At 70.1% G+C, this 24,681-nt stretch carries 20 protein-coding genes and 2 pseudogenes; 14 read left to right on the forward strand and 8 right to left on the reverse strand.

The genetic code is table 11. The features are described from left to right. Window positions 1–13 precede the first annotated feature (13 nt). The 5 genes and pseudogenes from ACQEV1_RS06730 (at window position 14) to ACQEV1_RS06750 (ending at window position 6,291) form a co-directional block, all read left to right on the forward strand. Window positions 14–217, forward strand: a complete 204-nt coding sequence (locus ACQEV1_RS06730) for a hypothetical protein (protein WP_433392371.1) — start codon at window positions 14–16, stop codon at window positions 215–217. Between the two features lie 254 nt (window positions 218–471). Further along, window positions 472–2,951: pseudogene (locus tag ACQEV1_RS06735) on the forward strand (L-aspartate oxidase). Window positions 2,952–3,037: 86 nt separating this feature from the next. Beyond that, complete coding sequence (locus ACQEV1_RS06740) at window positions 3,038–3,838, forward strand: type III pantothenate kinase (RefSeq protein ID WP_285578300.1); 801 nt, start codon at window positions 3,038–3,040, stop codon at window positions 3,836–3,838. Between the two features lie 50 nt (window positions 3,839–3,888). Continuing rightward, on the forward strand, window positions 3,889–5,376 hold the full coding sequence (gene lysX / locus ACQEV1_RS06745; RefSeq protein ID WP_285578301.1) for a bifunctional lysylphosphatidylglycerol synthetase/lysine--tRNA ligase LysX: 1,488 nt from the start codon (window positions 3,889–3,891) through the stop codon (window positions 5,374–5,376). Window positions 5,377–5,481: 105 nt separating this feature from the next. Then, a complete protein-coding gene (locus ACQEV1_RS06750) occupies window positions 5,482–6,291 on the forward strand; it encodes an ANTAR domain-containing protein (protein WP_433392373.1) in 810 nt (269 codons plus the stop codon). Between the two features lie 235 nt (window positions 6,292–6,526). On the opposite strand, the gene ACQEV1_RS06755 is transcribed toward ACQEV1_RS06750, so the two are convergent. Next, complete coding sequence (locus ACQEV1_RS06755) at window positions 6,527–7,417, reverse strand: intradiol ring-cleavage dioxygenase (RefSeq protein ID WP_433392375.1); 891 nt, start codon at window positions 7,415–7,417, stop codon at window positions 6,527–6,529. 250 nt (window positions 7,418–7,667) lie between these two features. Between ACQEV1_RS06755 and ACQEV1_RS06760 the strand changes: the two genes are divergently transcribed. After that, entirely contained in the window at window positions 7,668–7,832 is a 165-nt protein-coding gene (locus ACQEV1_RS06760; RefSeq protein WP_433392377.1) for a hypothetical protein, read from the forward strand. 326 nt (window positions 7,833–8,158) lie between these two features. Here ACQEV1_RS06760 and ACQEV1_RS06765 read toward each other — a convergent pair whose 3' ends face one another. Together ACQEV1_RS06765 and ACQEV1_RS06770 are read right to left on the reverse strand one after the other, a co-directional pair. Next, entirely contained in the window at window positions 8,159–8,728 is a 570-nt protein-coding gene (locus ACQEV1_RS06765) for a hypothetical protein (protein WP_433392379.1), read from the reverse strand. Window positions 8,729–9,539: 811 nt separating this feature from the next. Next, entirely contained in the window at window positions 9,540–10,343 is an 804-nt protein-coding gene (locus ACQEV1_RS06770; RefSeq protein WP_433392381.1) for an SDR family NAD(P)-dependent oxidoreductase, read from the reverse strand. Window positions 10,344–10,353: 10 nt separating this feature from the next. On the opposite strand from ACQEV1_RS06770, the gene ACQEV1_RS06775 reads away from it, so the two are divergent. Further along, window positions 10,354–10,989 (forward strand): TetR/AcrR family transcriptional regulator, encoded by a 636-nt coding sequence (locus ACQEV1_RS06775; RefSeq protein ID WP_433392383.1) that lies wholly within the window; start codon window positions 10,354–10,356, stop codon window positions 10,987–10,989. Window positions 10,990–11,142: 153 nt separating this feature from the next. Next, window positions 11,143–11,941: pseudogene (locus tag ACQEV1_RS06780) on the forward strand (transposase family protein). 213 nt (window positions 11,942–12,154) lie between these two features. Here the strand turns inward: ACQEV1_RS06780 and ACQEV1_RS06785 are convergent. The 3 genes from ACQEV1_RS06785 to ACQEV1_RS06795 form a co-directional block, all read right to left on the reverse strand. Continuing rightward, window positions 12,155–12,679 (reverse strand): DUF222 domain-containing protein, encoded by a 525-nt coding sequence (locus ACQEV1_RS06785; RefSeq protein WP_433392385.1) that lies wholly within the window; start codon window positions 12,677–12,679, stop codon window positions 12,155–12,157. 749 nt (window positions 12,680–13,428) lie between these two features. After that, on the reverse strand, window positions 13,429–14,595 hold the full coding sequence (locus ACQEV1_RS06790; RefSeq protein ID WP_285631872.1) for a cytochrome P450: 1,167 nt from the start codon (window positions 14,593–14,595) through the stop codon (window positions 13,429–13,431). 14 nt (window positions 14,596–14,609) lie between these two features. Further along, window positions 14,610–15,374, reverse strand: a complete 765-nt coding sequence (locus ACQEV1_RS06795) for an IclR family transcriptional regulator (protein WP_433392387.1) — start codon at window positions 15,372–15,374, stop codon at window positions 14,610–14,612. 172 nt (window positions 15,375–15,546) lie between these two features. On the opposite strand from ACQEV1_RS06795, the gene ACQEV1_RS06800 reads away from it, so the two are divergent. Continuing rightward, window positions 15,547–16,773, forward strand: coding sequence for an ABC transporter ATP-binding protein (locus ACQEV1_RS06800; RefSeq protein ID WP_285578310.1), 1,227 nt, complete (start codon window positions 15,547–15,549; stop codon window positions 16,771–16,773). A gap of 58 nt (window positions 16,774–16,831) precedes the next feature. Here ACQEV1_RS06800 and ACQEV1_RS06805 read toward each other — a convergent pair whose 3' ends face one another. Further along, window positions 16,832–17,827, reverse strand: coding sequence for a LacI family DNA-binding transcriptional regulator (locus ACQEV1_RS06805; RefSeq protein WP_349497874.1), 996 nt, complete (start codon window positions 17,825–17,827; stop codon window positions 16,832–16,834). 465 nt (window positions 17,828–18,292) lie between these two features. On the opposite strand from ACQEV1_RS06805, the gene ACQEV1_RS06810 reads away from it, so the two are divergent. From ACQEV1_RS06810 to ACQEV1_RS06825, 4 genes are all read left to right on the forward strand, one after another. Then, the gene (locus ACQEV1_RS06810; RefSeq protein WP_285578311.1) at window positions 18,293–18,523 is read left to right on the forward strand and encodes a LuxR C-terminal-related transcriptional regulator; all 231 of its coding nucleotides are present in this window, start codon (window positions 18,293–18,295) and stop codon (window positions 18,521–18,523) included. 96 nt (window positions 18,524–18,619) lie between these two features. Further along, complete coding sequence (locus ACQEV1_RS06815; protein ID WP_285578420.1) at window positions 18,620–19,141, forward strand: amino-acid N-acetyltransferase; 522 nt, start codon at window positions 18,620–18,622, stop codon at window positions 19,139–19,141. Further along, a complete protein-coding gene (locus ACQEV1_RS06820) occupies window positions 19,138–19,695 on the forward strand; it encodes an RDD family protein (protein ID WP_285631881.1) in 558 nt (185 codons plus the stop codon). Before ACQEV1_RS06815 ends, ACQEV1_RS06820 begins: the two co-directional genes overlap by 4 nt. Before the next feature lie 6 nt (window positions 19,696–19,701). Next, window positions 19,702–20,220, forward strand: coding sequence for an RDD family protein (locus tag ACQEV1_RS06825; protein WP_285578313.1), 519 nt, complete (start codon window positions 19,702–19,704; stop codon window positions 20,218–20,220). On the opposite strand, the gene ACQEV1_RS06830 is transcribed toward ACQEV1_RS06825, so the two are convergent. Next, window positions 20,213–23,344 carry a UvrD-helicase domain-containing protein gene (locus ACQEV1_RS06830; protein WP_433392391.1) on the reverse strand — a complete coding sequence of 1,044 codons (3,132 nt, stop codon included), beginning with the start codon at window positions 23,342–23,344 and terminating at the stop codon, window positions 20,213–20,215. The genes ACQEV1_RS06825 and ACQEV1_RS06830 overlap by 8 nt on opposite strands. A gap of 835 nt (window positions 23,345–24,179) precedes the next feature. Between ACQEV1_RS06830 and ACQEV1_RS06835 the strand changes: the two genes are divergently transcribed. Beyond that, window positions 24,180–24,512: a histone-like nucleoid-structuring protein Lsr2 gene (locus ACQEV1_RS06835; RefSeq protein WP_285578315.1), complete on the forward strand. Its 333-nt coding sequence runs from the start codon at window positions 24,180–24,182 to the stop codon at window positions 24,510–24,512. The last annotated feature ends 169 nt before the right edge of the window (window positions 24,513–24,681 follow it).

Below are 24,681 nucleotides of genomic sequence, written 5' to 3' on the forward strand. Positions count from 1 at the left end.
CGCCAACGCGGCCATGGAGATCGACCGTCATGGGAACACCTGTACGGTGCGGGTGAAGGACGCCTATGCCGATTCCGGACGCTTCGCGGAGGTGTTCCACCGGGCCGGGCTCGACGTGAAACCGCGAGTCGTGCCCGTATCACCGTCATTGCAACGCTCGATAGTCCGTGAGGGCTTCTCCGGGCAGCCCGGACACACCGGGATCGGCGCGTGGTGAGGGCACTGGAACGAGCACATCAGCCAGGGCGAGGCCGGTATCGGCCGTTTCGGGGGCGGTTCTGCTGGTTCGCGGTCGGCCGTGGCGTGGCTTGGCGTCGCCGGTCAGCGGCCTTGCGTACGCCTTCGACGGGTCCGGCTGCAGCGTGCTGACCGGCGGGTTCACCCCTTGTTAACACCCGCCCGGAGGGATCAGGCGTTCCGGGCGCGAGTTATAGTCAAATTGACGAGAACTCGCCTCCCCCAGGAGGGCTCATGCTCCCTCAGCGACTCACCGCCCCGCCGCCCGGTTGGACGACCGACGCCGACATCGTCGTGATCGGGTCCGGCATCGCCGGTCTCGTGGCCGCCCTGCGGGCCCGTACGGCGGGCAGGGTTCTTCTCGTCACCAAGGCACTCCTCGACGACGGGTCCACGCGCTGGGCGCAGGGCGGGATCGCCGCGGCGCTCCACCCGGGCGACTCGCCGGAGGAGCACCTCGCCGACACCCTCACCGCGGGGGTCGGCATCTGCGACCCCGAGGCCGTACGCGTGCTGGTCACCGAGGGGCCCGACGCGGTACGCGGGCTGATCGCGCTCGGCGCCGAATTCGACCGCGACGGGGAGGGGCAGATCGCGCTCACCCGTGAAGGCGGCCACCTGCGGCGCCGCATCGCGCACGCCGGCGGCGACGCGACCGGCGCCGAGATCAGCCGGGCACTGCTCGCGGCCACCAAGGACGCGGGGATCGAGGTCATCGAGCACGCACTGGCGCTCGACCTGCTGATCGAGGACGGGCGGACGGCCGGTGTCACGCTCCACGTCATGGGGGAGGGGCAGCGCGACGGCGTCGGCGCCGTACGGGCCCACGCGGTGATCCTCGCGACCGGCGGGCTCGGGCAGGTCTTCGAGGCGACCACGAACCCGGAGGTCTCCACTGGCGACGGGGTGGCCCTCGCGCTGCGGGCGGGCGCGCGGGTCGCCGACGTGGAGTTCGTGCAGTTCCACCCGACGGTGATGTGGCTGGGGCCGGACGCGCGTGGGCGTCAGCCGCTCATCTCCGAGGCCGTGCGCGGCGAGGGCGCGTTCCTGATCGACGGTTCCGGCGAGCGGTTCATGACCGGCCGGCATCCGCTCGCCGACCTTGCCCCCCGCGACGTGGTGGCCAAGGAGATCATGAAGCGGATGCGCGAGACCGGCGAGCCGTGCATGTACCTCGACGGACGCAACCTCGGCCCGCGCATCTGGGCGCAGCGGTTCCCCACGATCACGGCGGCCTGCGAGCGGCACGGCATCGACCCGGTCAACGAGCCGATCCCGGTGCTGCCGGCCGCGCACTACGCCAGCGGCGGCGTCCGTACGGACCTGTGGGGGCGCACGAGCGTTCCCGGGCTGTACGCCTGCGGCGAGGTCGCCTGCACCGGCGTCCACGGCGCCAACCGCCTCGCCTCCAACTCGCTGCTCGAAGGGCTGGTGTTCGCCCAGCGGATCGCGTCCGTGCTGCCCGGCGACCTGGAACGGGACATTCCGGCGTCGTCGGGGGCGGCGGGGACGTCCGCCCTTCTCGACCCCGGTATCCGGTCCGAGATCCAGCGGATCATGACGGCCGGCTCCGGTGTGCTGCGTGACGGTCCCGGTCTGGAGCGTGCCGCGGCCGAACTGGCGGCGCTGGCCGGCCGTACGACCGACCGGCCGCGCACCGAGGCCTGGGAGGTCACGAACCTGCACGCCGTCGCCTCACTGATCGTCGCGTCGGCGCGGCGCCGCGAGGAGACGCGCGGCAGCCACTGGCGGTCGGACTTCCCCGACGCCTCCGACGAGTGGCGCGGGCACCTCGTGTCGGCACTCGACGGCGACACCCTCACCACGACCTACGAACCCGCGGAGACCCGATGAGAGCCGCCACGCACGCCTGGCTGACCGAGGCCGGGCTGGACCCGCAGGCCGTGGAGAGCGTCGTACGCGTCGCGCTGGCCGAAGACGGCGTGCGCGACGTCACGAGCGAACCGATCTTCGACGCCGGCGCCACGGCCGGCGCCGACGTGGTGACGCGCCGCCCCGGCGTGGTCGCGGGCCTGCCGGTGGCCGCGCTGGTGTTCGAGACGCTCGGTCTCACCGTCAAGGCGCTCGCGGGCGACGGTGACCGGGTCGCCGCGGGCGACGTCCTGCTCTCGGTCGAGGGACCGCTGCTCGGGCTGCTGCGCGCGGAGCGCACCGCGCTGAACCTCCTCACCCACCTGTCCGGCGTCGCCACCGTCACCCGGCAGTGGGCGGACGCCGTCGAGGGCACCCGGGCGCGAGTCCGCGACACGCGCAAGACGCTGCCCGGCCTGCGGGCCCTGCAGAAGTACGCGGTGCGCTGCGGGGGCGGCGTCAACCACCGCATGTCGCTGGCGGACGCCGCGCTGATCAAGGACAACCACGTCGCGGCGGCCGGTTCGGTCACCGCCGCGTTCGAGGCCGTACGCGCCCCCGGCCTGCACGTTCAGGTCGAGTGCGACACGCTCGACCAGGTACGCGAGGCGCTGGCGGCCGGCGCGACCTCCATCCTGCTGGACAACATGGACATCCCGACGATGACCGAGGCCGTGACCCTGGTGGGCGGGCGCGCCGAACTGGAGGCGAGCGGCGGCCTCTCGTTGGACGGGGCCCGAGATGTGGCCGCGACCGGTGTCGACTACCTTGCCGTTGGGGCACTGACCCATTCGGTGCCCGCGCTCGACATCGGCCTTGACCTTAACGGAGCGGCGAGCTGACGAGCGAGCGAAGTGGGCGGTGAGGGACGAGCCGTCCGCGGAGCGAGCGAGGAGGCGAGCGCGACCATTGACACAGCGGGGACCTGATGCTGCTCACCATCGACGTCGGTAACACCCACACCGTGCTCGGCCTGTTCGAGGGCGATGAGGTCATCGAGCACTGGCGTATCAACACCGACGCGCGGCGTACCGCGGACGAGATCGCGGTGGTCCTCCAGGGGCTCGTGCAGCAGAGCCCGTTGCTGGCCGAGACCGACATCAGCGGCATCGCGCTCTGCTCGACGGTGCCGTCGGTACTGCACGAGATGCGGGAGATGTGCCGCCGCTACTACGGCGACGTCTCCGCGGTGATCGTCGAGCCGGGCGTCAAGACCGGCGTGCCGGTGCGGATGGACAACCCCAAGGAAGTCGGTTCCGACCGCATCATCAACGCTTTGGCCGCGAACCACATCTACGGCGGCCCGGCGATCGTGGTCGACTTCGGCACGGCCACCACGTTCGACGCCGTGTCGCCCAAGGGCGAGTACGTCGGCGGCGCGATCGCCCCGGGCATCGAGATCGCGGTGGACGCGCTGTCGGCCCGGGGTGCACAACTGCACAAGGTGGAGCTCGTCCGGCCCCGCAACGTCATCGGCAAGAGCACGGTCGAGGCGCTGCAGTCGGGCATCATCTTCGGTTTCGCCGGTCAGGTGGACGGCGTGGTCGACCGGATGTCGGAGGAACTGGCCGACAACCCCGAGGACGTCACGGTGGTCGCCACCGGCGGTCTCGCGCCCCTCGTCCTGGACGAGGCCCGCACCATCGACGCGTACGAGCCGTGGCTCACGCTGATCGGCCTGCGTCTGGTCTACGAACGCAACGTCAGCGTGTCCACGGCGGGCCAGTAACCAGGGCAATCGGTTCGCGGGCTCCCCGGCCGGGTCGGTAGCCTTCGACCGTGAACGAGTCGCAGCAAGATCTTCCGGAGCAGATGCGGATCCGCCGGGACAAGGCGGAGCGCCTGCGGGAGAGCGGGGTCGACCCGTACCCCCTCGGATTCCCGCGTACGACCACGATCGCGAAGGTCCGCGCGGACCATCCCGATCTGGAACCGGGCACCTCCACCGGGGAGAAGGTCGGGGTCACCGGCCGCGTCATGCTGGCTCGTAACACCGGCAAGCTCTGCTTCGCCACCATCCGCGACGGCAGCGGCGACATCCAGATCATGCTGTCCCTCGCCAACGTCGGCGAGGAGGCCCTGGAGGCGTGGAAGCGCGACATCGACCTCGGCGACCAGGTCGGCGTCGAGGGGGAGGTCATCACCTCCAAGCGCGGCGAGCTGTCGATCATGGCGGACCGCTACGTGCTCACCTCCAAGTGCCTGCGCCCGCTGCCGGAGAAGCACGCCGGCCTGACCGACCCCGAGCAGCGCGTACGCCTCCGCTACGTCGACCTGATCGTCAACGACGAGGCGCGGCGCATGGCCCGGCTGCGCAGCGACACCGTGCGGGCGATCCGTGAGTACATGAACGACCGCGAGTTCCTCGAGGTCGAGACCCCGATGCTCCAGCCGATCCACGGCGGGGCGTCCGCGCGGCCGTTCGTCACGCACATCAACGCGTACGACATGGACCTCTACCTGCGGATCGCGATCGAGCTGTACCTCAAGCGGCTCGTCGTCGGCGGCATCGAGAAGGTCTATGAGATCAGCCGCAACTTCCGCAACGAGGGCGCCGACTCCTCGCACAACCCCGAGTTCACCATGCTCGAGGCCTACGAGGCGTACGGCGACTACGACACGATCGCCACGCTGACCCGCGAGATCTACCAGGCCGCGGTGGTGGCCGCGCTCGGCACGACGGTCGTGGTGCACGACGGGCAGGAGATCGACCTCGGCGGCGACGAATGGCCCAAGGTCACCCTGTACGACGCGGTGTCCGGCGCGGTGGGCGAGGAGCTCACCACCGAGACGCCGATCGAGCAGGTGCGCAAGCTGTTCGACCTGCGCGGCCTGGAGTACGACCCGGCATGGGGGCAGGGGCGGCTCGTGCAGGAGCTGTTCGAGGAGCTGGTCGAGCGCACGCTGGTCCAGCCGACGTTCGTCCGCGACTACCCGCTGGAGACCTCGCCGCTCGCCCGTACGCACCGCTCGAACCCGCTGCTGACCGAAAAGTGGGACCTCATCGGCTTCGGCACCGAGCTGGGCACGGGCTACTCGGAGCTGATCGATCCGATCGAGCAGCGGCGCCGGCTCACCGAGCAGTCTCTCCTGGCGGCCGGCGGCGATCCGGAGGCCATGCAGCTCGACGAGGACTTCCTGCGCGCGCTGGAGTACGCCATGCCCCCGACCGGTGGCGTCGGCATCGGCATCGACCGAATGATCATGGCGTTCACCGGCAAGAACATCCGCGAGACGATCTTGTTCCCGCTGGTCAAGCCCGAATAGGGCCGAGATCGTACCCTCGCCGGGCATGGTCTGCTTCGATCAGGTGATACTAGGGGCGATCGATGGGGAGGACGCCGGACTCCGGCGCCAGGGGAAGAGGACATCGTGGACGACGACAGATCCGATACCTGTTCTCTGCCGGAACCGGCGGCCGACGCCGCTCAAGAGGGCCCGCCGGTCTCGCTGACGCATGAGCTGGGCGAACTGACCCGGGCCCTGCTCAGCGCCACCACGGTCGACGGTGTCCTGGAGCGCATCATCCTCGCCGCCCGCTACCTCATCCCCGCGGCCGACGTGGTGAGCATCACGCTGCGGGAGCGAGATGGGAGCTTCTGGACGCCCGCCGAGACCGACGTGGAGGCCGCCGAACTCGATCGCCGTCAGTACGAGGCGGGCGAGGGCCCCTGCATGGACGCCGCCGACCCCGCCGGGCCCGCGTACGCCCACAGCGGTGACCTCGCCACCGAGTCCGCCTGGCCGGTGTTCGCCCGCGAGGCGAGCGCGCACGGGTTCGCCTCGATCCTCTCCACAGCCTTGATCACCGTGCCGGAGCCGCCGCCGTTCACCGCCGCGATGAACATCTACTCCCGCGAGCGCGACGCCCTGGGCGACTCAGCCCGCGACACGGCGTTCATCCTCGCGACGTACGCGTCGCTCGCGCTCGCCGCCCTCTATCGCGACGCCGACACCGAACGCGCCCTGAACCGGTCCGAGGCGGACGTGGGCAACCTCCGCAAGGCGCTGGACACCCGGACGATCATCGGTCAGGCGACCGGGATCTTGATGGCCCGCCGGGGACTGTCCGCCGACGAGGCGTTCGAGGTGCTCGTACGCGGCTCGCAGAACCACAACGTCAAGCTGGCCCGCCTCGCCGAACTCCTCGCCCGGCACCCCGACGCGGCCGACCGGCTCTGAGCCTCTACACGACCGCGAACGGGCTGCACCCGCTGTAGTCGACGACCTGCGTCGGGGTTTCGCGTACGTGGAATATGCGACGGCGGTACGGGCTGATAAGCGCATGGGGACCTCCTGGGGACGAGGGGTCTCCACTCTGTCCGTACGGCCACGGCGCGCCCAGCGATCGGCCGGGGCGGGCCGCCGGGGGCCTCCGCGGAGGCGTCCGGGAAACGCGTCCGCGGAGGCGGTCCGGTTACGGCGTGGCGTCGGGGTCGACGCCGACCACGATCGTGGCGAGCAGGCCGTGTTTCGGGGCGCCGGTGTGGCGGAGCGTGACCAGGCCCGCGGAGCCGCCGCCCTGGTAGATGCCGTCCTCGTCGAGGGTCGTCCGGTGCACCGTGTTGATCGCGTACGGCTGGCGCTCGGCGATCTGCGCGGAGACCTTCTCCTCGAAGAAGAACTGGCCGGTGTGGACGACGTGGCCGCCGGCGTACTTGCCGCCCTTCGCCTTGCCGCCGAGGTGCACCTTGGCGTGGATGTGGATGGCCCGGCCGACGTACCAGCCGGGGAAGAGCGTACGGATCTCCACCACGCCGTGCCGGTCGCTGGTCTGGACGCCGCGCAGGAAGGTCAGCTGGTCGGTCGGTTCGACGTGACCTCCGCCGGGAGGCGGCCCGGACGGGTCGGACGGCGGCGGGGAGTCCGGCGGAGGCGTACCGCCGCCCGGCCCACCGGGTCCGCCGCCGTTCGCGCCGCCGATGCCGAGCGCCGTGTAGCCGGAGTACTCCCCGAGCGCGTCACAGTGCCAGACGTCCAACGCGGCGTTCGGGATGGGCGCGCAGGTCGTGGCGTTGACGATCGTGGCGCGCAGGAGGAGCGGCACGCCGTCCTTGTGCTCGGTGATGTCACGGCGGAACAGCTCGTAGTCCAGGTAGTACGGCCCTTCCGTCAGCTCGGGCGCGAGCACGCAGGCCGGCCGCGCGCCCTCCGGTGTCCTGGCCGCCGAGCCGCCGGTCGCCCCGGCCGCCGCGCGGCTCGCCGCGACCACCCCGGCAGCCCCCAGCCCCGCACCGCCGATGGCGGTCAGCGCGCGACGGCGGTTCATGCGGTCGCGGCCCTCGTCGTGCTCTTGTTGTTCGGCCATACGTCAGCCACCCTTCGTTCTGACACGTGGGTTGACGGTCGGTCGACCGTCGGCGCGGCGACGCTATGCGCGACGCATGAGAGCCCGATGAGAGCAATCTGAGATTCGTTGCCTCCGGCACGCCCGGATCCGGCCACGAGCCCCCAGACCCGTGCCGGCCCTCGCCGGGCCACCAGAACGCGCGTTGACGGCACCGGGACGCCGACGGAACGATCAATGCGGCTGTTCGCGACTTCGAGGGGAGACAACGATGGACTCCAGCTCCAGCGGCGCCGCCGGTTCGGTCGGTGACCCGGACGACGAGCACCCGAACCCGGTCGGGGACGCCGTGGTGAAGGGTGTCCGCAAGGTGCTGAACAAGTTCGGTCCCACGGGCGAGAAGGCCGCCGAGCACCTGTCCGACGAACAGAAGTAACCGCCGGCCGAGCTCCGACCGTCCACGGTCGCGCAGAGGACCTGCTTCAGTGCCGACGCCGCGTCGCCCTGGCTGGAGAAGTACCTCCGCGTGTAGGCGAACGCCGCGCCGGAACAGGTGGTCGCGCCCAGGCACGCCAGGTCACCCCGGTGGGCGTTGCCGAGGGGGCGTATGTGACTGGGGTAGGTGCGTTGGTGGTCATTCGCGGTCGGCGGGTGCCGTGATGCGCCGGCGGCCGGTCGGGGTGGTCCACAGGATGACGCCTGGCCAGAGTTGTTCGATGTGCCAGCCTTTGATCGCCTTGATGCGTGTACCGGCGTGGGCGATCAGCGTCCCGATGTCGCGGTGTGCCGGGAGGGGAGTGCGTCATCGGCGGTGGTCAGGAGTTCGCTGGTCAGGGCTTCGGCCTGCACGATGAGTATTCGCGGGTCGCGGTCGGCTTCAGCGGGTGTGGTGGTGGTCAGGAAGCGGTTGACGCGGGCGCCGGTGATGAGCGCGCCGATGTGGTGGTGCCGTTCGGTGAGCTCGTCGTTGGCGAAGGTCAGGGGCCTCGCGTCGGAGGCTTCGGCGTTCGCGATGAGTGTTCCCGGGTCGCGGGCGTCGGTGGCGGTCAAGGACCGGCTGATCGGTGAGCGGTTGACGCGGGCTCCGGCCTCGGCGGCGGGGTCTGCGGGGTTCGCCGCGGTGTGGTGGGCCTTGCGGTGGGATTGTGCGTCGAGTGCGCGGGTCAGGGCGGTCAGTTCCGTACGGGTGACATCGGCGATGATGTCGGCGATCGCGCCGTCCAATGCGGTCCAGCCGGGGTTGCCCGTTGCGGGTCCGGGGGTGGGGCGGTCGGTGGTGTCGGCGGGTGGCTCGCCGGTGACGAACGTGCCTCGCAGCAGTCCCAGGAACACGTCCGCGCGTAGCTGATCGATCGCGCGGTCGTCGCCGTCGCGTTTGAGGCCGGTCGCGATCGCGCTGACGCGGCCATAAGCGGCGCTGGCGGCTTCGGCGGGCAGGTCGACGCCGGTCAGATGCGAGGTGCCGTCCTGCGTCTCGACTAATTCCAGGCCGCGGCGTTTCTCCGCTTCTTCGCGGCGTCGGTTCGCCGCTTCGGGGATCCAGGTGTTTGAGGTGATCTCAGTGAGCCTTTGCCAACCTGATCATGCGCTGGCGATCATGAGGGTCTGGACTGCGGCGATGAGCTTGTCGGCGTTGTCGGGGCTGGAGCGGATCTTGCGCAGGATCTTCCAGTTCTTCAGCTCGACGTTGACCCGCTCGCCGGGTCCGCGCCGGCGGGCGTGGGGCTTCGTTCACGTCTATTGTGCGAGGAGGAGCGGGCGCAGCTCTGCGCGGCTCGGCCCGCCTGGCCACCCGGCTCCCGGCCCCCTGCTGTGCGGTGAGTCGCCCTCGGCGACCGGTTCTGCGTAGGTGTCGGCCACGGTGTTACGGGCTATGCCTAGATCAGCGGCAAGGGATCGGGCCGAGGGCGGCCGGATGCCCGACACGAGCCGCCCGGTGCGCACGGCCTCCCGCAACGCGTCCATGAGCCCGGCGCGCGATCCGGTTCCCCTCAGTTCCAGATGCAGGGCGGCGCCGGCCACGGACGGCTGCGTGACAGAAGTGGCCCGGGAATCTGTTATGGAGGGGGACCGTACTCCTGCGCCACCGCCGTCCGTGGCCGCCCGCTATCCGTGGCTGCCCGCCGCCGGCTGCGCGGTCGGGCTATGCGCCGTATCCGCCGTCGATCCTCAGTACTGCGCCGGTGACGTAGGAGGCCTGCGGGCTGGCGAGGAAGACGACGCCTGCGGCGATCTCCTCCGGCCTGCCGTACCGCCCCATCGCCGTTGTCGGAAGGAACATAGGTGCGGCCGGGCCGTCGGCGGGGTTCATCTCGGTGTCGACGAACCCGGACTGGATGACGTTGACCGTGATGCCCCGGTGGGCCAGATCGCGGGCTGCGCCCCGGCTGTAGCCCTCGAGGGCCGACTTGGCGCCGGCGTAGTCGGTCATCCCGGGGAAGCCCACCCGTGTTCCCACACCCGAGCTGATACTGATGATCCGCCCGCCATCGGGCAGCAGCGGGAACGCCGCCCGGATCGCGGCCACCACACTCGTGTAGTTGATGGCGAGCTGGCGGTCGAAGGCAGACTCGTCGGCGAGCTCGCTGTCGATCGGGCCAGCGACGGTGACGCCCGCGTTGTTGACCAGAATGTCCAGCTTTCCCAACTGCTGGACCACGCTGTGGATCAGGCCCGCCGCCTGCGCCGCGTCCGACTGGTCTGCCTGGAAGGCCGCCGCGCGCACCCCCTTTGCCTCCAGGTCGGCGACCACGGCCTTGGCCTGATCCGCCGAGGACGAGTAGCTGATCGCGACGTCGGCTCCCTCGTCAGCCAGCGCCAGCGCCGACGCCGCCCCGATCCCCCGCGACCCGCCGGTCACGATCGCCACCTTGTTGTCCAGCTTTCCCATGTGCTTCCCACTTCCCCAGGTGCAACGTGCCACGGAGTTCTTGACCGCGCGGTCCACCATAAGCATGGTGGACCGCGCGGTCAAGAATCCGTATTCTGTTCGCATGGCACGTCCGCGATCGTTCGACGAGAAGCAGGTGCTGAACGCCATCCGTGATCAGTTCTGGGACGCCGGTTACGCCGCGACCTCGCTGGAAGACCTGATGCGGGTCAGCGGCCTGGGCAAAGGCAGCCTGTATGCGGCGTTCGGCGACAAGCGTCAGCTCTTCCTCCGGGCGCTGCACAGCTACACCGACGACAGCCATGGCTATCTTCGGGAAGCCCTCGCCGAGGCTCCACGGGCCCTGGACGCACTACGCATGCTCCTCGAGGCGCCGATCGACGACCCGACCGGCGCCGGCACGCGGCGTGGCTGCCTGATGGCCAACAGCACCTGCGAACTCGGTAACGTCGATCCGGAAGTCCTCGACCACGCACACCGCACCTACGAGACGTCCACCGCGCTGATCGGTGACTGCGTCGCCCGCGCCCAACGCGAGGGCGACCTGCCGGCCGGAGCGGATCCGATCGCACTAGCGCGGGCCCTCCTGGCCGCGCAACAAGGGCTCGTGTTCATGAGCCGGACCGGGCTGGACACGGCCACACTCACTGCCACGGCACGATCACTCGCGGCTCAACTCCTGCCGGACCACTCCGGCGCCTGAACCGACAGGCGCGAACGGACCGTTCGCACTAAGCCTTGCCGACCTGGGTGACCTGCTGGTCAGGGCCGTGCGGCGTGTCGTGCCCTCGAATGGGTGAAGCTCCTCGTGGACGGGCGATTGACTAGATCAACACGTCCCATCAGGAGCTTCAAGATGCTGTCCTACCCGTCCGGGGATGACCATGTCCAGCCGCGCGCTCAACCTGCTCGCAGACCTACTGCGCGGCCGCCGCACCGAACGTGGGACCCGGTGGCGCAAGCTGCCCGCCGGACGTCAGGCCCTGCTGGTCGTAGCCCACCTGCGCAAGAACGACACCTACGCCGAACTGGCCTGCGGGTTCGGGGTCGGCACCTCCACGGCCTACCGCTACATCCGCGAGGCGCTCGACCTGCTCGCGGCGAAGGCGCCCACCCTGGAACAGGCGATCGAGGTCGCTCGCCGCAAGGCGTTCGTGATCCTCGACGGGACCCTGCTGCGCATCGACCGGGTCGGCATGGCCTCCGGCTACGACCGGGCGTTCTACTCTGGCAAGCACAAGGCCCACGGGCTGAACGTGCAGGTCATCGCCGACCCGATCGGGCGGCTGGTGTGGATCTCACCGCCGCTGCCCGGCGCACGCCACGACATGGGCGCCGTCCGCGAGCACGGCATCATCAACGCGTTCACCGCTCACAAGATCCCCGCGGCCGCCGACACCGCCTACCTGGGCGCCGGACCGACCGTGGCCGTCCCGCAGCGGCGCCGACGCAAGGACCCCGACACCGGCCGCTATCGGCCCCTGTCCCGGAACCAGAAAGACGTGAACGAAGCCCACGCCCGCCGCCGCGGACCCGGCGAGCGGGTCAACGTCGCGCTGAAGAACTGGAAGATCCTGCGCAAGATCCGCTCCAGCCCCGACAACGCCGACAAGCTCATCGCCGCAGTCCAGACCCTCATGATCGCCAGCGCGTGATCAGGTTGGCAAAGGCCCAGTGAGTTTCAAGTGGGCGAGTTCGCGGGGCACGTCGAGCATGGCACGATGGGCGATCAAGGGGAGCCGCTCGTAGGACTTGATCTTCAGCAAATCCAGTCCTACGAGGGGCTCCCCGCCTACGTTCACCGGCCCTGTCGCCAGGCCGCGCACTCGATCGGGTCGCCTACTCGACCGTTCTCCCGGAACGGGTTATCAACATGATCTTGGTGAGATCACCTCTTTGATCAGTCGCCGGATTTTCGCGCGAATTTGCCCGGTTGTTTGTTCCGGGGCTTTGGGTGGGACTTTGGCTTCTACGGTGGACGTTAACTTTTCGTCGACCTGGTCGGTGGCATGCCATATCGTCCGCGTCTTGGCGTAGTCGATGACGCCGGTGGCCAGCGCCGCGTAAGTGGCGGGCAGCCGCCGGGTCAGCTCGGTGGCGAACCGGATCAGACCATCGGCCGTGGTGGGAGTGAGCGTCAGCGCCCCCGCGACCTCGTCGTACAGGGAGTCGACCGGGGAGAGCACCTCCATGACGGCGTCCTGGCCCGCCGCCTCGGCGAACCGGCGTCGGGCCGGCGCCGCCAGCTCCACCGCCTGTATCTGTGCGGCCAGCCGACGCGCCTCGACCATCGTCTCGACCAGCTCCTGATCGGACAGCTCGCCGGCATCGAATTCAAGCGGTCCTTGCGGCGATATCGGCGAGAGGGGTGGAGCCTGCGTGGCAACGCTCATCTGCCTCCCCTTCCGCATATTCGACTCTCAACTCGAACGTGCTAGCGAGTTCTTTGCCTTTTCCCTAGAGACATTCCGGGCAATTCCTAGACGATTTTCGATGTGGTAGGTCAGGAAAGCGGTCCCCATGCTGGAGTGCGATGCGCAGGCGCCGGGATCCTCGATGAGGCACCTCCAACGGTCCAGAGCCTGCGGCAGGGATGGCCGTCGAGCATGGCGGGAGGCCGCTCGGCGGCGCGGGACGGCGGTAGCCGTGCCGCTGTTTGGCGAGTGGTCCTGTGCAGTGCGAATGCTGGGGGCACGGTGAGCGCCTCTGGCGATCCGGAGGGCGGCGGTGGGGGTTGTCGTCCAGCACCGGCGGCGCGCTGTCCGGTGTGGGTGACGGCGGTGGGCGTGGCGTCGTCCGGGGATCGGGCTCCCCGTAGCGCTCGTTGTCGGTGCAGGCGTGTGGTGTCCGGTGGTCCGGAGGGCGGCATTGGGGTTGCCGTCGAGCGCCGGCGGGGCTGTCCGGTGGCAGGGGGTGGCGGTGGGCGTCGCGTCGTCCGGGGGTTGGGCCCTCCGTACAGGCCAGGTGTCCCTGCGATCACGGCGTGCTCTGCCGGTCGCCTTCGTCACGGCGGCACAGGACAGATCCCTCGGCCGGCGGTGGCCCGCCTCGTCGCCCCTGCGGGCGGCGAGGAGTCGCTCGCTTCGCGGCGAGGACCCACCAGCGTCGTCCCGTAAACCGGGGAACGTCGGTGGACATCGCACTAGGAGATCCGTACCGGCAGTTCGGCGAGGCCGCGCAGGATGAGGTTGTCCTTGTAGCGCAGCGGGCCGGGCATGAGGGTGACCTCGCGTCGCATCAGGGCGGTCAGGGCGGTCTGGCCCTCGATGCGGGCGAGGGGCGCGCCCAGGCAGAAGTGAATGCCCTGCCCGAACGCCAGGTGGCGCGGTGCCTCCGTCAGCCACCGTGTCAGGTTGAGGTGGTCCGGGTCGGTGAAGACCTCCGGGTCGCGGTTGGCCGCGCCCAGCAGCAGCATGATCGGCTCGCCTCGGCCGATCCGCTGGCCGGCGATCTCGGCGTCCTCCAGGGCGACGCGGGCGCTGAGCTGGACCGGCGGGTCGTACCTCAGCAGTTCCTCCACCGCCGCGGCGGCCTCGTCCGGATGGTCGCGGAACCAGGCGAGCTGGTCCGGGGACCGTAGGAGCGCCAGCGTGCCGTTGGCGATGAGGTTGACCGTCGTCTCGTGGCCGGCGACGAGCAGCAGCACGCAGGTGGCGATCAGGTCGTCCTCGGTGAGTTCCTCGATGGCGACCAGCCCGCTCAGCAGGTCGTCTCCCGGAGCGGCGCGGCGCCGGGCGGCCAGTTCGCGGAAGTACTCGGCGAACTCCTCGCGCGCCTGGTCGCGGTGGGTGAGCTCGTCCGGCGGCACCACGAAGTCCGGGTCGAGGCCGCGGGCGAGCGCGTCCGACCAGTCCTTGAAGCGTTCCTCGTCCTCCGGCGGCACGCCGAGCATCTCGCTGATCACGATGACCGGCAGCGGGTGGGCCAGGCCTGCGATCAGGTCGACCTCGCCGTCGAGGCCGGCCAGCAGCTCGTCCACGATGGCCGACACGCGAGGGCGCAGGCGTTCGACGAGGCGTGCGGTGAAGGCGCGGCTGACCAGGCGGCGGAGTCGTGTGTGCTCGGGCGGGTCCAGGGTGAGGAACGACCGGCGCCGGGGCGGCCGGCCGGCGGGTCCCGTGTCGCCGTGGCCGAACCTCGGGTCGCGCAGCACCTGCGTGCACACCGCGAAGGAGGTCGAGAGCCACAGGCCGCCGGCCGTGTGTACCAGGGGCCCCGCCGCCCGCAGCGAGCGGTAGTGGGCGTACGGATCGGCGCTGAACTCCGGGGCGAACGGGTCGAAACCGAGAACGGCACTGACGTCGGTCATGGGACCTCCCGCACTCAGTGAAGCAGATGGTGCGCGGAGTACTCGATGCGCTCGCGGGCCCGCATGAGCAGCGCGGGGATCTCGCGTTCGGCCGCCTTGGTCAGGCGGGTCGCCGGGACGGAGACGCTGATGGCGTCCCGGGCGGGGCGCTGCAGGCGCAGGACGACGGCGAAGCAGCAGATGCCGGTGCTGTTCTCCTCGCGGTCGGCGGCGTAGCCGCGTTCGCGTACGCGGCGCAGCTCCTCGGCCAGCGCCCGCCGGTCGGTGATGGTGTTCTCGGTCTGGCGTTCGAACTCGTCGGGGAGGCGCGGCGTGGGGCGGTCGGCGAGCAGGGCCTTGCCGAGGGCGGTGCTGTGCACGGGCACGCGGCGGCCGACGCGTACGACGGGCCGCAGGTCGTGGCGGGAGGGCCGGGAGGACAGGTCGACGACCTCGACGTCGTCGAGCCGGCCGAAGTGCACGGTCTCGCCGGTCACCTCGGCGAGCCACTCGAGGGTCTCGTGCGCCATGCCGACCACGGGATCGCCGTCGATGTAGGACGCGCCGACGAGCAGGGCCCGCATGCCGATGCGGTAGAGCGTGCCGGTCGGGTCGGTCTCCACCCAGCCGAGCTGCACGAGCGTGCGCAGGAGGGCGTACAGGCTGCTCTTGGGGTAGCCCAGCTCCTGCTGGATGGCCGACAGGCTGTACATCCCGCCCTGGCGGGCGAAGAAATCGAGCAGCGCGACGGTGCGCGTCGCGGACTTGACGCCCGGCCCGGTGGTGTCGGATGAGTCCATGCCCAGCCCCTCTAGAGCACCCGGCGTACGCCGGGTGCCACCCGAGATCCGGCCATCACGCCGGAGCCGGGTCACAGCCTAGTGCGCTCCATCCTGCTTCAGATCTGTTCAGATATGCGAACAGTGGCTATGGTTATGGACACTTTGCGGCGACACCCTCGGAGGAACCCCCATGGCCAAGATCGTTCTTGACCAGGTCGACAAGGCCTACACCAGCGACATCAAGGCGGTGAACAACCTCAGCCTGGAGATCGCGGATGGGGAGTTCATGGTGCTGGTCGGCCCGTCCGGCTGCGGAAAGTCCACCGCCCTGCGCATGATCGCGGGCCTGGAGGACATCACCGGTGGCGAGATCTCCATCGGCGACCGGGTCGTGAACGACCTCGCGCCGAAGGACCGCGACATCGCCATGGTGTTCCAGAACTACGCGCTCTACCCGCACATGACGGTCGAGCAGAACCTCGCCTTCGGCCTCCAGCTCCGCGGCACCTCCAAGGCGGAGATCAAGAAGCGCGTCGGCGAGGCCGCCAAGATGCTGGGCCTGGAGCAGTTCCTCAAGCGCAAGCCCGCCAACCTCTCCGGCGGTCAGCGGCAGCGCGTCGCGATGGGCCGGGCGATCGTCCGCGAGCCGCAGGCGTTCCTGATGGACGAGCCGCTGTCCAACCTCGACGCCAAGCTCCGCGTCTCGATGCGCGCCTCGCTCAACCAGCTCCACGAGCGCCTGGGCGTCACGACGGTCTACGTCACGCACGACCAGATCGAGGCCATGACCCTCGGCGACCGCGTCTGCGTCCTCCGCGAGGGCGTCCTGCAGCAGGTCGACACGCCGCAGAACCTGTTCGACAGCCCGGTGAACCTCTTCGTCGCCGGCTTCATCGGCTCCCCGGCGATGAACTTCGTGAACGCCGAGCTGGTCCGTGAGGGCGGCGGGGCCCGGGTCTCCTTCGCCGGGTACGAGCTGCAGGTGCCGGCCGAGACGTTCACGAGCAAGCCCGGTCTGGACGAGTACGCCGGTCAGTCGATCATCCTCGGCATCCGGCCGTCCGACTTCGAGGACGCCGCCCACGGCGGTCAGGACTGGCCGACCATCCAGGTCACGGCCGACGTCACCGAGGAGCTCGGCAGCGAGATCAACGTCATCTTCGCCATCGACGCGCCGCCGGTGGAGCACAAGGACACCGCCGACCTCGCCAAGGACGAAGAGGACGAGGACAGCGCGATCCCGCTGACCGACAACAAGGCCCTGTGGACCGCCCGCGTCAACGCCCGCTCGCACGTGCGCCCGGGCCAGACGCTGGACCTGGCCGTCGACACGAGCCGCCTGCACTTCTTCGACGCCGAGAGCGGCCTGGCCATCGGCCACCCCGAGGCCGCCAAGGTCGAGGCCGTCAGCGCCTGATCGGCCGATCAGCGGAGACTGTCCGGAACCAGGAGGAAGAGTTCCGGGCAGTCTCTCTTCACGCGGACTCGCGGACGACCAGCGACGGTGACAGCACCAGGCCGCGGTGCTCGTGCCCCTCGGCGGTGCCGGCCTCGGCGACGGCCAGCTCGGCGGCGGTCCAGCCGAGCTCGTGCCGCGGCTGCCGTACGGTCGTCAGTGGCACCACGGAGGTGCCGGCCAGCTCGATGTCGTCGTAGCCGACCACGCTGATCTCCTCGGGCACCTTGACGCCCGTCCGCAGCAGCGCGTTGACCAGGCCGATCGCCAGCAGGTCGTTGGCGCAGAACACCCCGGTCGGCAGCGGGTCGAGCTCCAGCAGCCGCCGGGCCGCCTCCATGCCCGACGTCGGCGTCAGGTCGCGCTGGACGAGTGTGGTCAGGTGCTCCTCGGCCACGCCCGCGCGGCGGGCGGCGGCCACCGCGCCCTCGTACCGGTCGGTGATCGGCTCGGCGACCAGCGGCCCGGTGACGATCGCGAGGCGGCGGTGCCGGGAGGTCAGGTGATCGACGGCGATCTCCCCGCCGGCGACGTGGTCGACGCGGATCGAGCAGACCCCGTCGTACGCGCGGCGGTCGAGCACCACGACGGACAGGCCGCGGTCGCGCAGCTCGGCGATGCGCCCGGCGTCGAGGCCGACCGGCGTGATGATCACGCCGCTGACGCGCTGTTCTTCGAGGAAGTCCAGACAGCGGCGCTCCTTGGCCGCCGAGCCGTCGCTCGTGCACCAGAGAGCGTCGAAGCCGTCGGTGTTCATGGCCGCCTCGGCACCCCGGGCGAGATCGGTGAAGTAGGGGTTGCCGAGGCTCTCCACGACGACGCCGAGTGTGCGGCTGCGCCCCTGACGGAGCTGCCGGGCGCTCTCATTGCGTACGAAACCGAGCTCGCCGATGGCCGCGCGCACGCGTTCGCGGGTGGCTTCGGCCACCAGGTTTGGCCGGTTTAGGACATTCGAAACTGTCCCTACGGAGACACCTGCACGCATCGCCACATCCCGGATGCTGACGGGCGGCACGCTGTCTTCCTCTCCAGTTACGAGGTTTTCGCAGGTTAATGGCTGCGAAGAACTGTTTCCGAGGTGTTATGTAGCGAGCCGCTTTCATTCGGCTACGCAACGTAATATTTGAACGCTTGACGGTCCGGATCCGGCCGCCTAGCGTTCCGGTTCGAAGCCTAGCTTGAAACGATTCACGATCTTTGCCGGGATCGTTGTCGAAGGGATGGGGGCGAGAAGCGCACCGATGACCCCTCCCGAACTCGTGGATCCCGGTCCCGGTCGCACCACCGGGACGTTTCTCCGCGCACCCGGGGTTACGTCCCTCCTCGCAGTCTCAACGTATGAATCGTTACTGGAGTTCCCGCGCCGCGCAGCCGAATCGGCTCCGACGGCCACCTCCGGTCAAGCGCGTCAGGCCTACCCGTGCCCATGCGGCGCCCCGCCGCATCCCCGTAGTCATCACCAGGGACGAGGGAGGACGGAGTGGAACAGGCCACACTGACACGCCGTGGCACCGACGATCCGCGTCTGAGCGAGGACGAACTCCGGTTGCTCGCGCAGATCGCCACAGGTGTCACCGCAGATGTGGCAGCGCGGAAACTCGAACTCAGCGCGCGGACGCTACGGAGGCGACTGCGAACGATATGTGACCGGCTCAATGTGAACACCCCCATCGAAGCCGTTGTGTGGGCGGCACGACGGCAACTCATCTGACTTCCAGCACCTGAACGTCCCGCGCGAGCGGTCCGGCCGAGGGGGGTATGCGGCCGCCCGCGGGTCACCGGGCGGGCGGCCGGCGGCTAGGGTCACCTGTTTGTGGAGACAGCTATCCGCCGGGCCCGCGCGACGGACGTCCGGGCGATCCGGCGGCTGGTGGACCTGTACGCCGGCCCGGGCCGGCTACTGGCCAAGCCGACCGTGACGCTCTATGAGGACGTTCAGGAGTTCTGGGTCGCGGAAGATTCGCGGACCGGCACCGTCGTGGGTTGCGGCGCGTTGCACGTGATGTGGGAGGACCTCGCCGAGGTCCGTACGGTCGCGGTGGATCCCGTCTGCCGCGGCCACGGAGTGGGGCACCGTATTGTCACGCGCCTCCTGGAGACCGCGCGCGAACTCGGCGTCCAGCGCGTGTTCTGCCTTACCTTCGAGGTGACGTTCTTCTCCCGGCACGGGTTCCGCCGGCTGCAGGGCAGCCCGTTGGCGCCCGAGGTGTACGAAGAGCTCCTGCGCTCCTACGACGACGGCGTGGCGGAGTTCCTCGACCTCGACCGGGTGAAGCCGAACACTTTGGGCAACACCCGGATGTTGCTCCACCTGGAAGGCGAGCGATGAGTCACTACGAGCCGGTCGAGGAACTGACGCTGGCGCCGGTGATCCGCCGCGCCGGCGCCCGGGTCATCGACGCAGGATTACTCGGCATCGTGGGCTTCGCCCTGATCCTGCCGTTCATGGTGGCCGCGGTGGGTCTGGACGAGCCGGGCAGCCGCGGAAAGGACTCCTCCGTCTGGTCGGGCCCGGCCCTGTTCGGGTGGGTCCTCGTCGTGGGGATCCTGCCGTTCGCGTACGAGGCGGTGCAGCTGGCCCTGTGGGGCCAGACGCTCGGCAAGCGGATCATGAGCCTGCGGGTGCTGGCCGAGAGCGGCGAACCGGTGCGGCCCGCGCAGGCCGTCGGCCGCGCGGCCGCCAACAACGTGCTCTACCTGTTCGGCTGCGGCGTGGGCACGCTCATGGCCTATCTGTGGGCGATCTGGGACGAACCACTGCACCAGGCCCTCCACGACCGGCTGGCCGGCACGGTGGTGGTCGACGATCGGGAGTACGCACCCGGCGTCGACCCGCTGACCGGCACGATGGTGATCGACCGTGAGCGACGACCGGGAGTATGAGACCGAATGACGTACGAGGCCGTGCTCGCGGAACCGTCACAGCGGCTGGTCGCGCGCCTGGTGGACACGCTCATCGTCGGTGTCCCGCTGGCCACCGCCGCCACCGGGATCTTCCCGCGTGAGACCGCGCAGACCGTCGTCGCGCCGATCGCGTTCGCCGCGGTCTTCCTGGTGTACGAGGTCGTGCAGCTCGCGATCTGGGGCCGTACGGTCGGCAAGCGGCTGACCGGCATCCGGGTGATCTCGGCCGACGGCGGGCGGCTGCGCGTGAGCCAGGCGCTGGTCCGCTCGGCGATCTACGCCCTGCCGCCCGCGGCCCGGCCGGTGCCGGTGCTCAACGTGCTCGCGGGCATCTTCTGGCTCGCCGAGATCGGCCTGCTGTTCGAGGGGAACCACCGGCAGGCCCTGCACGACCGCGCGGCCGGCACGCTCGTCGTCGACGTACGGGCCCGCGCGGCCGAGCCGCCCGTGGATGAGGAGCCCGTCGCCGAGGAGCAGGCGCCCGAGGAGCCTCCCGTCAGATGAGGCGGAGTTGTTGATCGCGCGCCCGGCGGCGGGCGGCCTGCTCGGGCCGGGTGACGTACTTTCCGGGGATTCCGCGCAGGAACGGTGACGGGTCGCGGCGCCGGGAGCCGGACAGGAACAGCGACGACTGCGCCCGCGTCATGCCGACGAAGAACAGGCGGCGTTCCTCGTCCTCGTCGGTGTCCGGCAGGCGCATCGGCAGCAGACCGTCCTCGCAGCCGACGATGAACACCACCGGGAACTCCAGGCCCTTCGAGGCGTGCAGCGTCAGCAGCGCGATCCGGTCGGCTCGCGGGTCGAACGCGTCCACCTCGGCGCCCAGCGCCAACTCGCCGAGGAACGTCTCCAGGTCGTCGCCGCAGCGGACGGCGAGCGGTGTGAGCAGTTCGGCCGCCGTGCGCAGCACCGTCTCGTCGTGGAGCTCGGTGAGCGTCTCCACCGCCGCGCGGATCCGTCCGGTCAGCTCGCCGCCGTGGTGCCGCACCTCGTGCGCGATCTCCCGTACGCCCGGCCGCCTCACGAGACGGTCGTGTGAGCGCTTCTGGTACGGCATGCCCGCGCGGGTCAGTGCCTCCATGACCGGCTCGGCCTGGGCGGAGGAGCGGTAGAGCACGGCGATGTCGGAGAAGTCGAGGTGCTCGTCGTGGTGCCCGCCGGCCCGCCCCGAGTCCAGTGAGTGGAACGACGTGCCGCCCAGCAGCCTGTCGATGGTCGAGGTGACGAACGCGGCCTCGGCCTGCGCGTCGGCGCTCTCCTGCACGACGATCAGCCGCTCGCCGGACCGCTGCGGGTCCAGGACGCGGTCCGGGACGAGACTGGTGGCCCGGATCGCGCCCACCGCCCCGTGCACGATCGCCGGGGCGGAGCGGTAGTTGCGGGTCAGCAGCACCTTCGTCGCCGCTGCGAAGTCGTCCTCGAACCGGAGGAAGAAACCGACGTCCGCGCCGCGGAAGGCGTAGATCGCCTGGTCGGGGTCGCCGATCGCGGTGAGGTTGCCCTCCGCGCCGGACAGCAGGCGCAGCATGGAGTACTGCGTCTCGTCGACGTCCTGGTACTCGTCCACGCTGATCCACGGCCAGCGCTCGCGGTAGCGCGCCGTCAGGTCCGGGTCGTCGCCGAGCAGCGTCACCGGCAGGCGCAGCAGGTCGGCGAAGTCGGCCAGGCCGCGTTCGCGCAGGCGCTTCTCGAACGAGCCGCGCGCCTCGGGGTCGGCCGGGCCGCCCGCGCCGTCGAAGCCGGCGAGGAGCCGCCGTGCCTCCTTGTCGGACCCGGTCATCTCCCGGGTGATCTCCAGCCGCTCGGTCTCGTCGGCGATGCGGAAGTCCGCCGGCAGGCCGGCGCGCTCGTGCTGCTCCCGCAGGATCAGGGCGCCCAGGCCGTGGAAGGTGGTGACGGTGAGGCGGGCGGCGCGGCCCGGCAGCAGGCCCTCCAGGCGTTCGCGCATCTCCTCGGCGGCACGGCGGGTGAACGTGATCGCCAGGCACCGCTCCGGCTCCACGCCGCGCTCGGCGACGAGGTGGGCGATCCGGTGGGTCAGGGTGCGGGTCTTGCCGGTGCCGGGGCCCGCGATGATCAGCAGCGGGCCGCCCGGATGCGCGGCGGCGACACGCTGGTCGGGGTCGAGGCCGTCGAGGATCGAGGCGTTCTCATCGGCCTCGGCGGCCTCCGCGGCCTCAAGGATGTCCTGCTGGCCCTCCATCGGCGGCTCGGGAGGCGTCGAGCCGTCGCCGGGCGTCTCCTCCCGCGAGGCGTCCTCCGGCTCCGGCGCATCGGGCCGTACGGGCTCGGCGGGCCGTACGGGCTCGGCGGGAAGGTCGAAGAGCCCGGTGTCGTCCGGGGCGCCGAGCAGCCCGACGGCGCGTTTGCCCTCACGGCGCAGCTCGCCGGGCCCGAACAGGCGGATCACGCCGTACTCGCCGTCGAAGCCGGCGTCCCGGATCACGTCGCCGCGCCGGAGCCGGCCGATCGCCTCGGCCAGCAGCTCGCCCCCTGCGGCACGTACGTCGTCCAGGGGGACGTCGTCGAGGATCGACAGCTCCGGGCCGAGGGTGGAGACCAGCTCGGCGATGTGGCCGAGCACGGACTTCGAGCGCGGGCCGACGCCGCGGATCTCGCTGACGATCTCGGGCAGCGGGATCAGGTTGCGGAAGTCGGCGGCGCCCTCCGGCCGGCGGCCCTCCGGGTGGGCGGCGAGCTCGTCGACGCGGTAGAGCACGCCGACGGTGAGCGGACGGCCGCAGGAGGGGCACCGGCCGCCGTGGGCCTTCGTCTCCTCCGGCTCCAGCCGCACTCCGCACTTGCGATGGCCGTCGAGGTGGTACTTGCCCTCCTCGGGGAAGAACTCGACGCTGCCGCCGTACCCCCGCCCGGTCTCCAGGGCGGCGCGCACGGCGTAGTAGTCCATCTCCGTGGTGAACATCGACGCCTCGCGCGCAAGTGCCGGCGGTGAGTGCGCGTCGGAGTTGCTGACGAGGCGGTAGCGGTCGAGAGAGGGCACCCGCCAGTTCATCAGCGGATCGGAGGACAGGCCGGTCTCCACGGCGAATATGTGGTCCGCCAGGTCGTCATAGCAGTCGGCCACGGCGTCGAAGCCGGACTTGGAGCCGAGAACGGAGAACCACGGCGTCCACACGTGCGCCGGAACCAGGTACGAGCCGGGGTCGCTCTGCAGGGTGATCTCGAGCAGGTGACGCGAGTCCAGACCGAGTATCGGGCGGCCGTCCGACGCGAGATTGCCGATCTTGGCAAGCGCGGCGGTGATGCGTTCGGCCGCCTCGAAGGACGGAGAATAAAGGAGATGGTGTACCTTCCGCGTGCGTTCACCCTTTTTGTAGATGGTCGAGATCTCGACGGAGAGCAGAAAACGAACCGGTTGGCGGCAGGCGGGCGGTAGTGTTCGGATCACTCGGCGTTCGAGGTCGGGTCGCAGCCGGAACAGCCCCGGTTCTGCGGGCACGAGGTTCTCACGGAGCTCGTCCATCCACGCGGGGTGGGTGAAATCGCCGGTGCCCACGAGCGACACGCCTTTGCGGCCCGCCCACCACGCCAGGTGTTCAAGGTCACAGTCCTTGCTGCAGGCGCGGGAGTACTTCGAATGGATATGAAGGTCCGCGTAGAACGTCACGTCGTCGCCCGTCGTCTCTCGGATCGCGCTGGTGCCGCATTGGATCCTGTCATGCTCCGGGCCTTAAGATCGCCGGATCGCGCCGACCGATGGATTCCATGGGGCATGTTCGCTGCTCATGATCCCCGGCTCGGTGGGCGAGCCTGCCGGGTTGCGCATTCCGTGGCGGTCGCTGCCTGTTAAGTGGCGGTACGTGAGGGTTATTCGAGCGATACGTGGGCCAAGGTGTTGACGAGGCCCGTCTCTGGTTTTCGGACAGGGTGGTCACCCGCCGTACCGGCACGCCCCGCTCCGCGGTCCGGTTACCGGAACGACTCACCGCAGCGTATCGACGCCCCGCTCGACGGCCGCCGGATGAGCTCCCGCCGGGCCCGTCGGACCGGATGCCGTGCAGCGGCCGGGCCGAAAGCCGGGGCGGTGTGTGTGCCGCATGCGACTGCGGGACAATTCAAGGGCAGGGGCCGTGCGCGCCCAGTCCGCTTGGACGACAGCTTGGGCGACCTCTTGCGTGACAGGTCCGATAACGCGAGAACGGAAGGCATGGGCCGATGTGGAACGACCTTGCGGCGCTCGTCCCCCCTCTCACGGTGGCAGCAGTGTTCTTCGCAGGCGTGTTCTGGGTGGTGCGGAGAGAGATGGGCGGTAAGCGGAGGCGGGAAGACGCGCCGGAGAAGCGCAACGGGGGGCGGTAAGCTCCCCGCCGCCGGATGGATTGCCGGTGATTACGCACCGTAACGTGCGTGCTAAACTTCCAGCGTTGGAATTGTCATCGGGAGCCACGGAGGTATATCTTTGGCAACCGAATGCAGTTTGCTCCGGTGAAAGGTCAGTCTCCATGGCAGAGCAGATCATTAAGCGCCTCATCGACGACATCGATGGGGGGGAGGCAGAGGAGACGGTCCAGTTCTCTCTCGACGGCGTCCCATATGAGATCGATCTGAGCGCCGCCAACGCCAAGAAGGTGCGGGATTCCCTGGCGCCGTTCGTGGAGCACGCCCGCAAGGCCGGTGGGGCCGCCGCCGGTGGCCGCCGGCGTCGCAGCCGCGCCGCGTCGAGCCGCGAGCGCAGCGCGGACATCCGTGCGTGGGCGAAGGCGCGTGGCATCAAGGTGAACGAGCGTGGACGCATCCCGGCGACCGTCGTCGAGGAGTACGAGCGCGCGCACTGATCGAATACAGCTCCGGTGAGTGGCCCGTCGCCCGGCCCCAGGGGGCGACGGGCCGTTCGCTTGCGGCGTACGGGGAACATCACGGCCCCGCGCGGTAGTTGGATGAGGATGAACGGGCTTGCCCAGGGGAACGTCTTCCGTTGGGACTACCGAGTGGCGGCGTCTGCCG

Source organism: Actinoallomurus sp. CA-142502, assembly GCF_050936355.1.
Lineage (GTDB): Bacteria > Actinomycetota > Actinomycetes > Streptosporangiales > Streptosporangiaceae > Actinoallomurus > Actinoallomurus iriomotensis.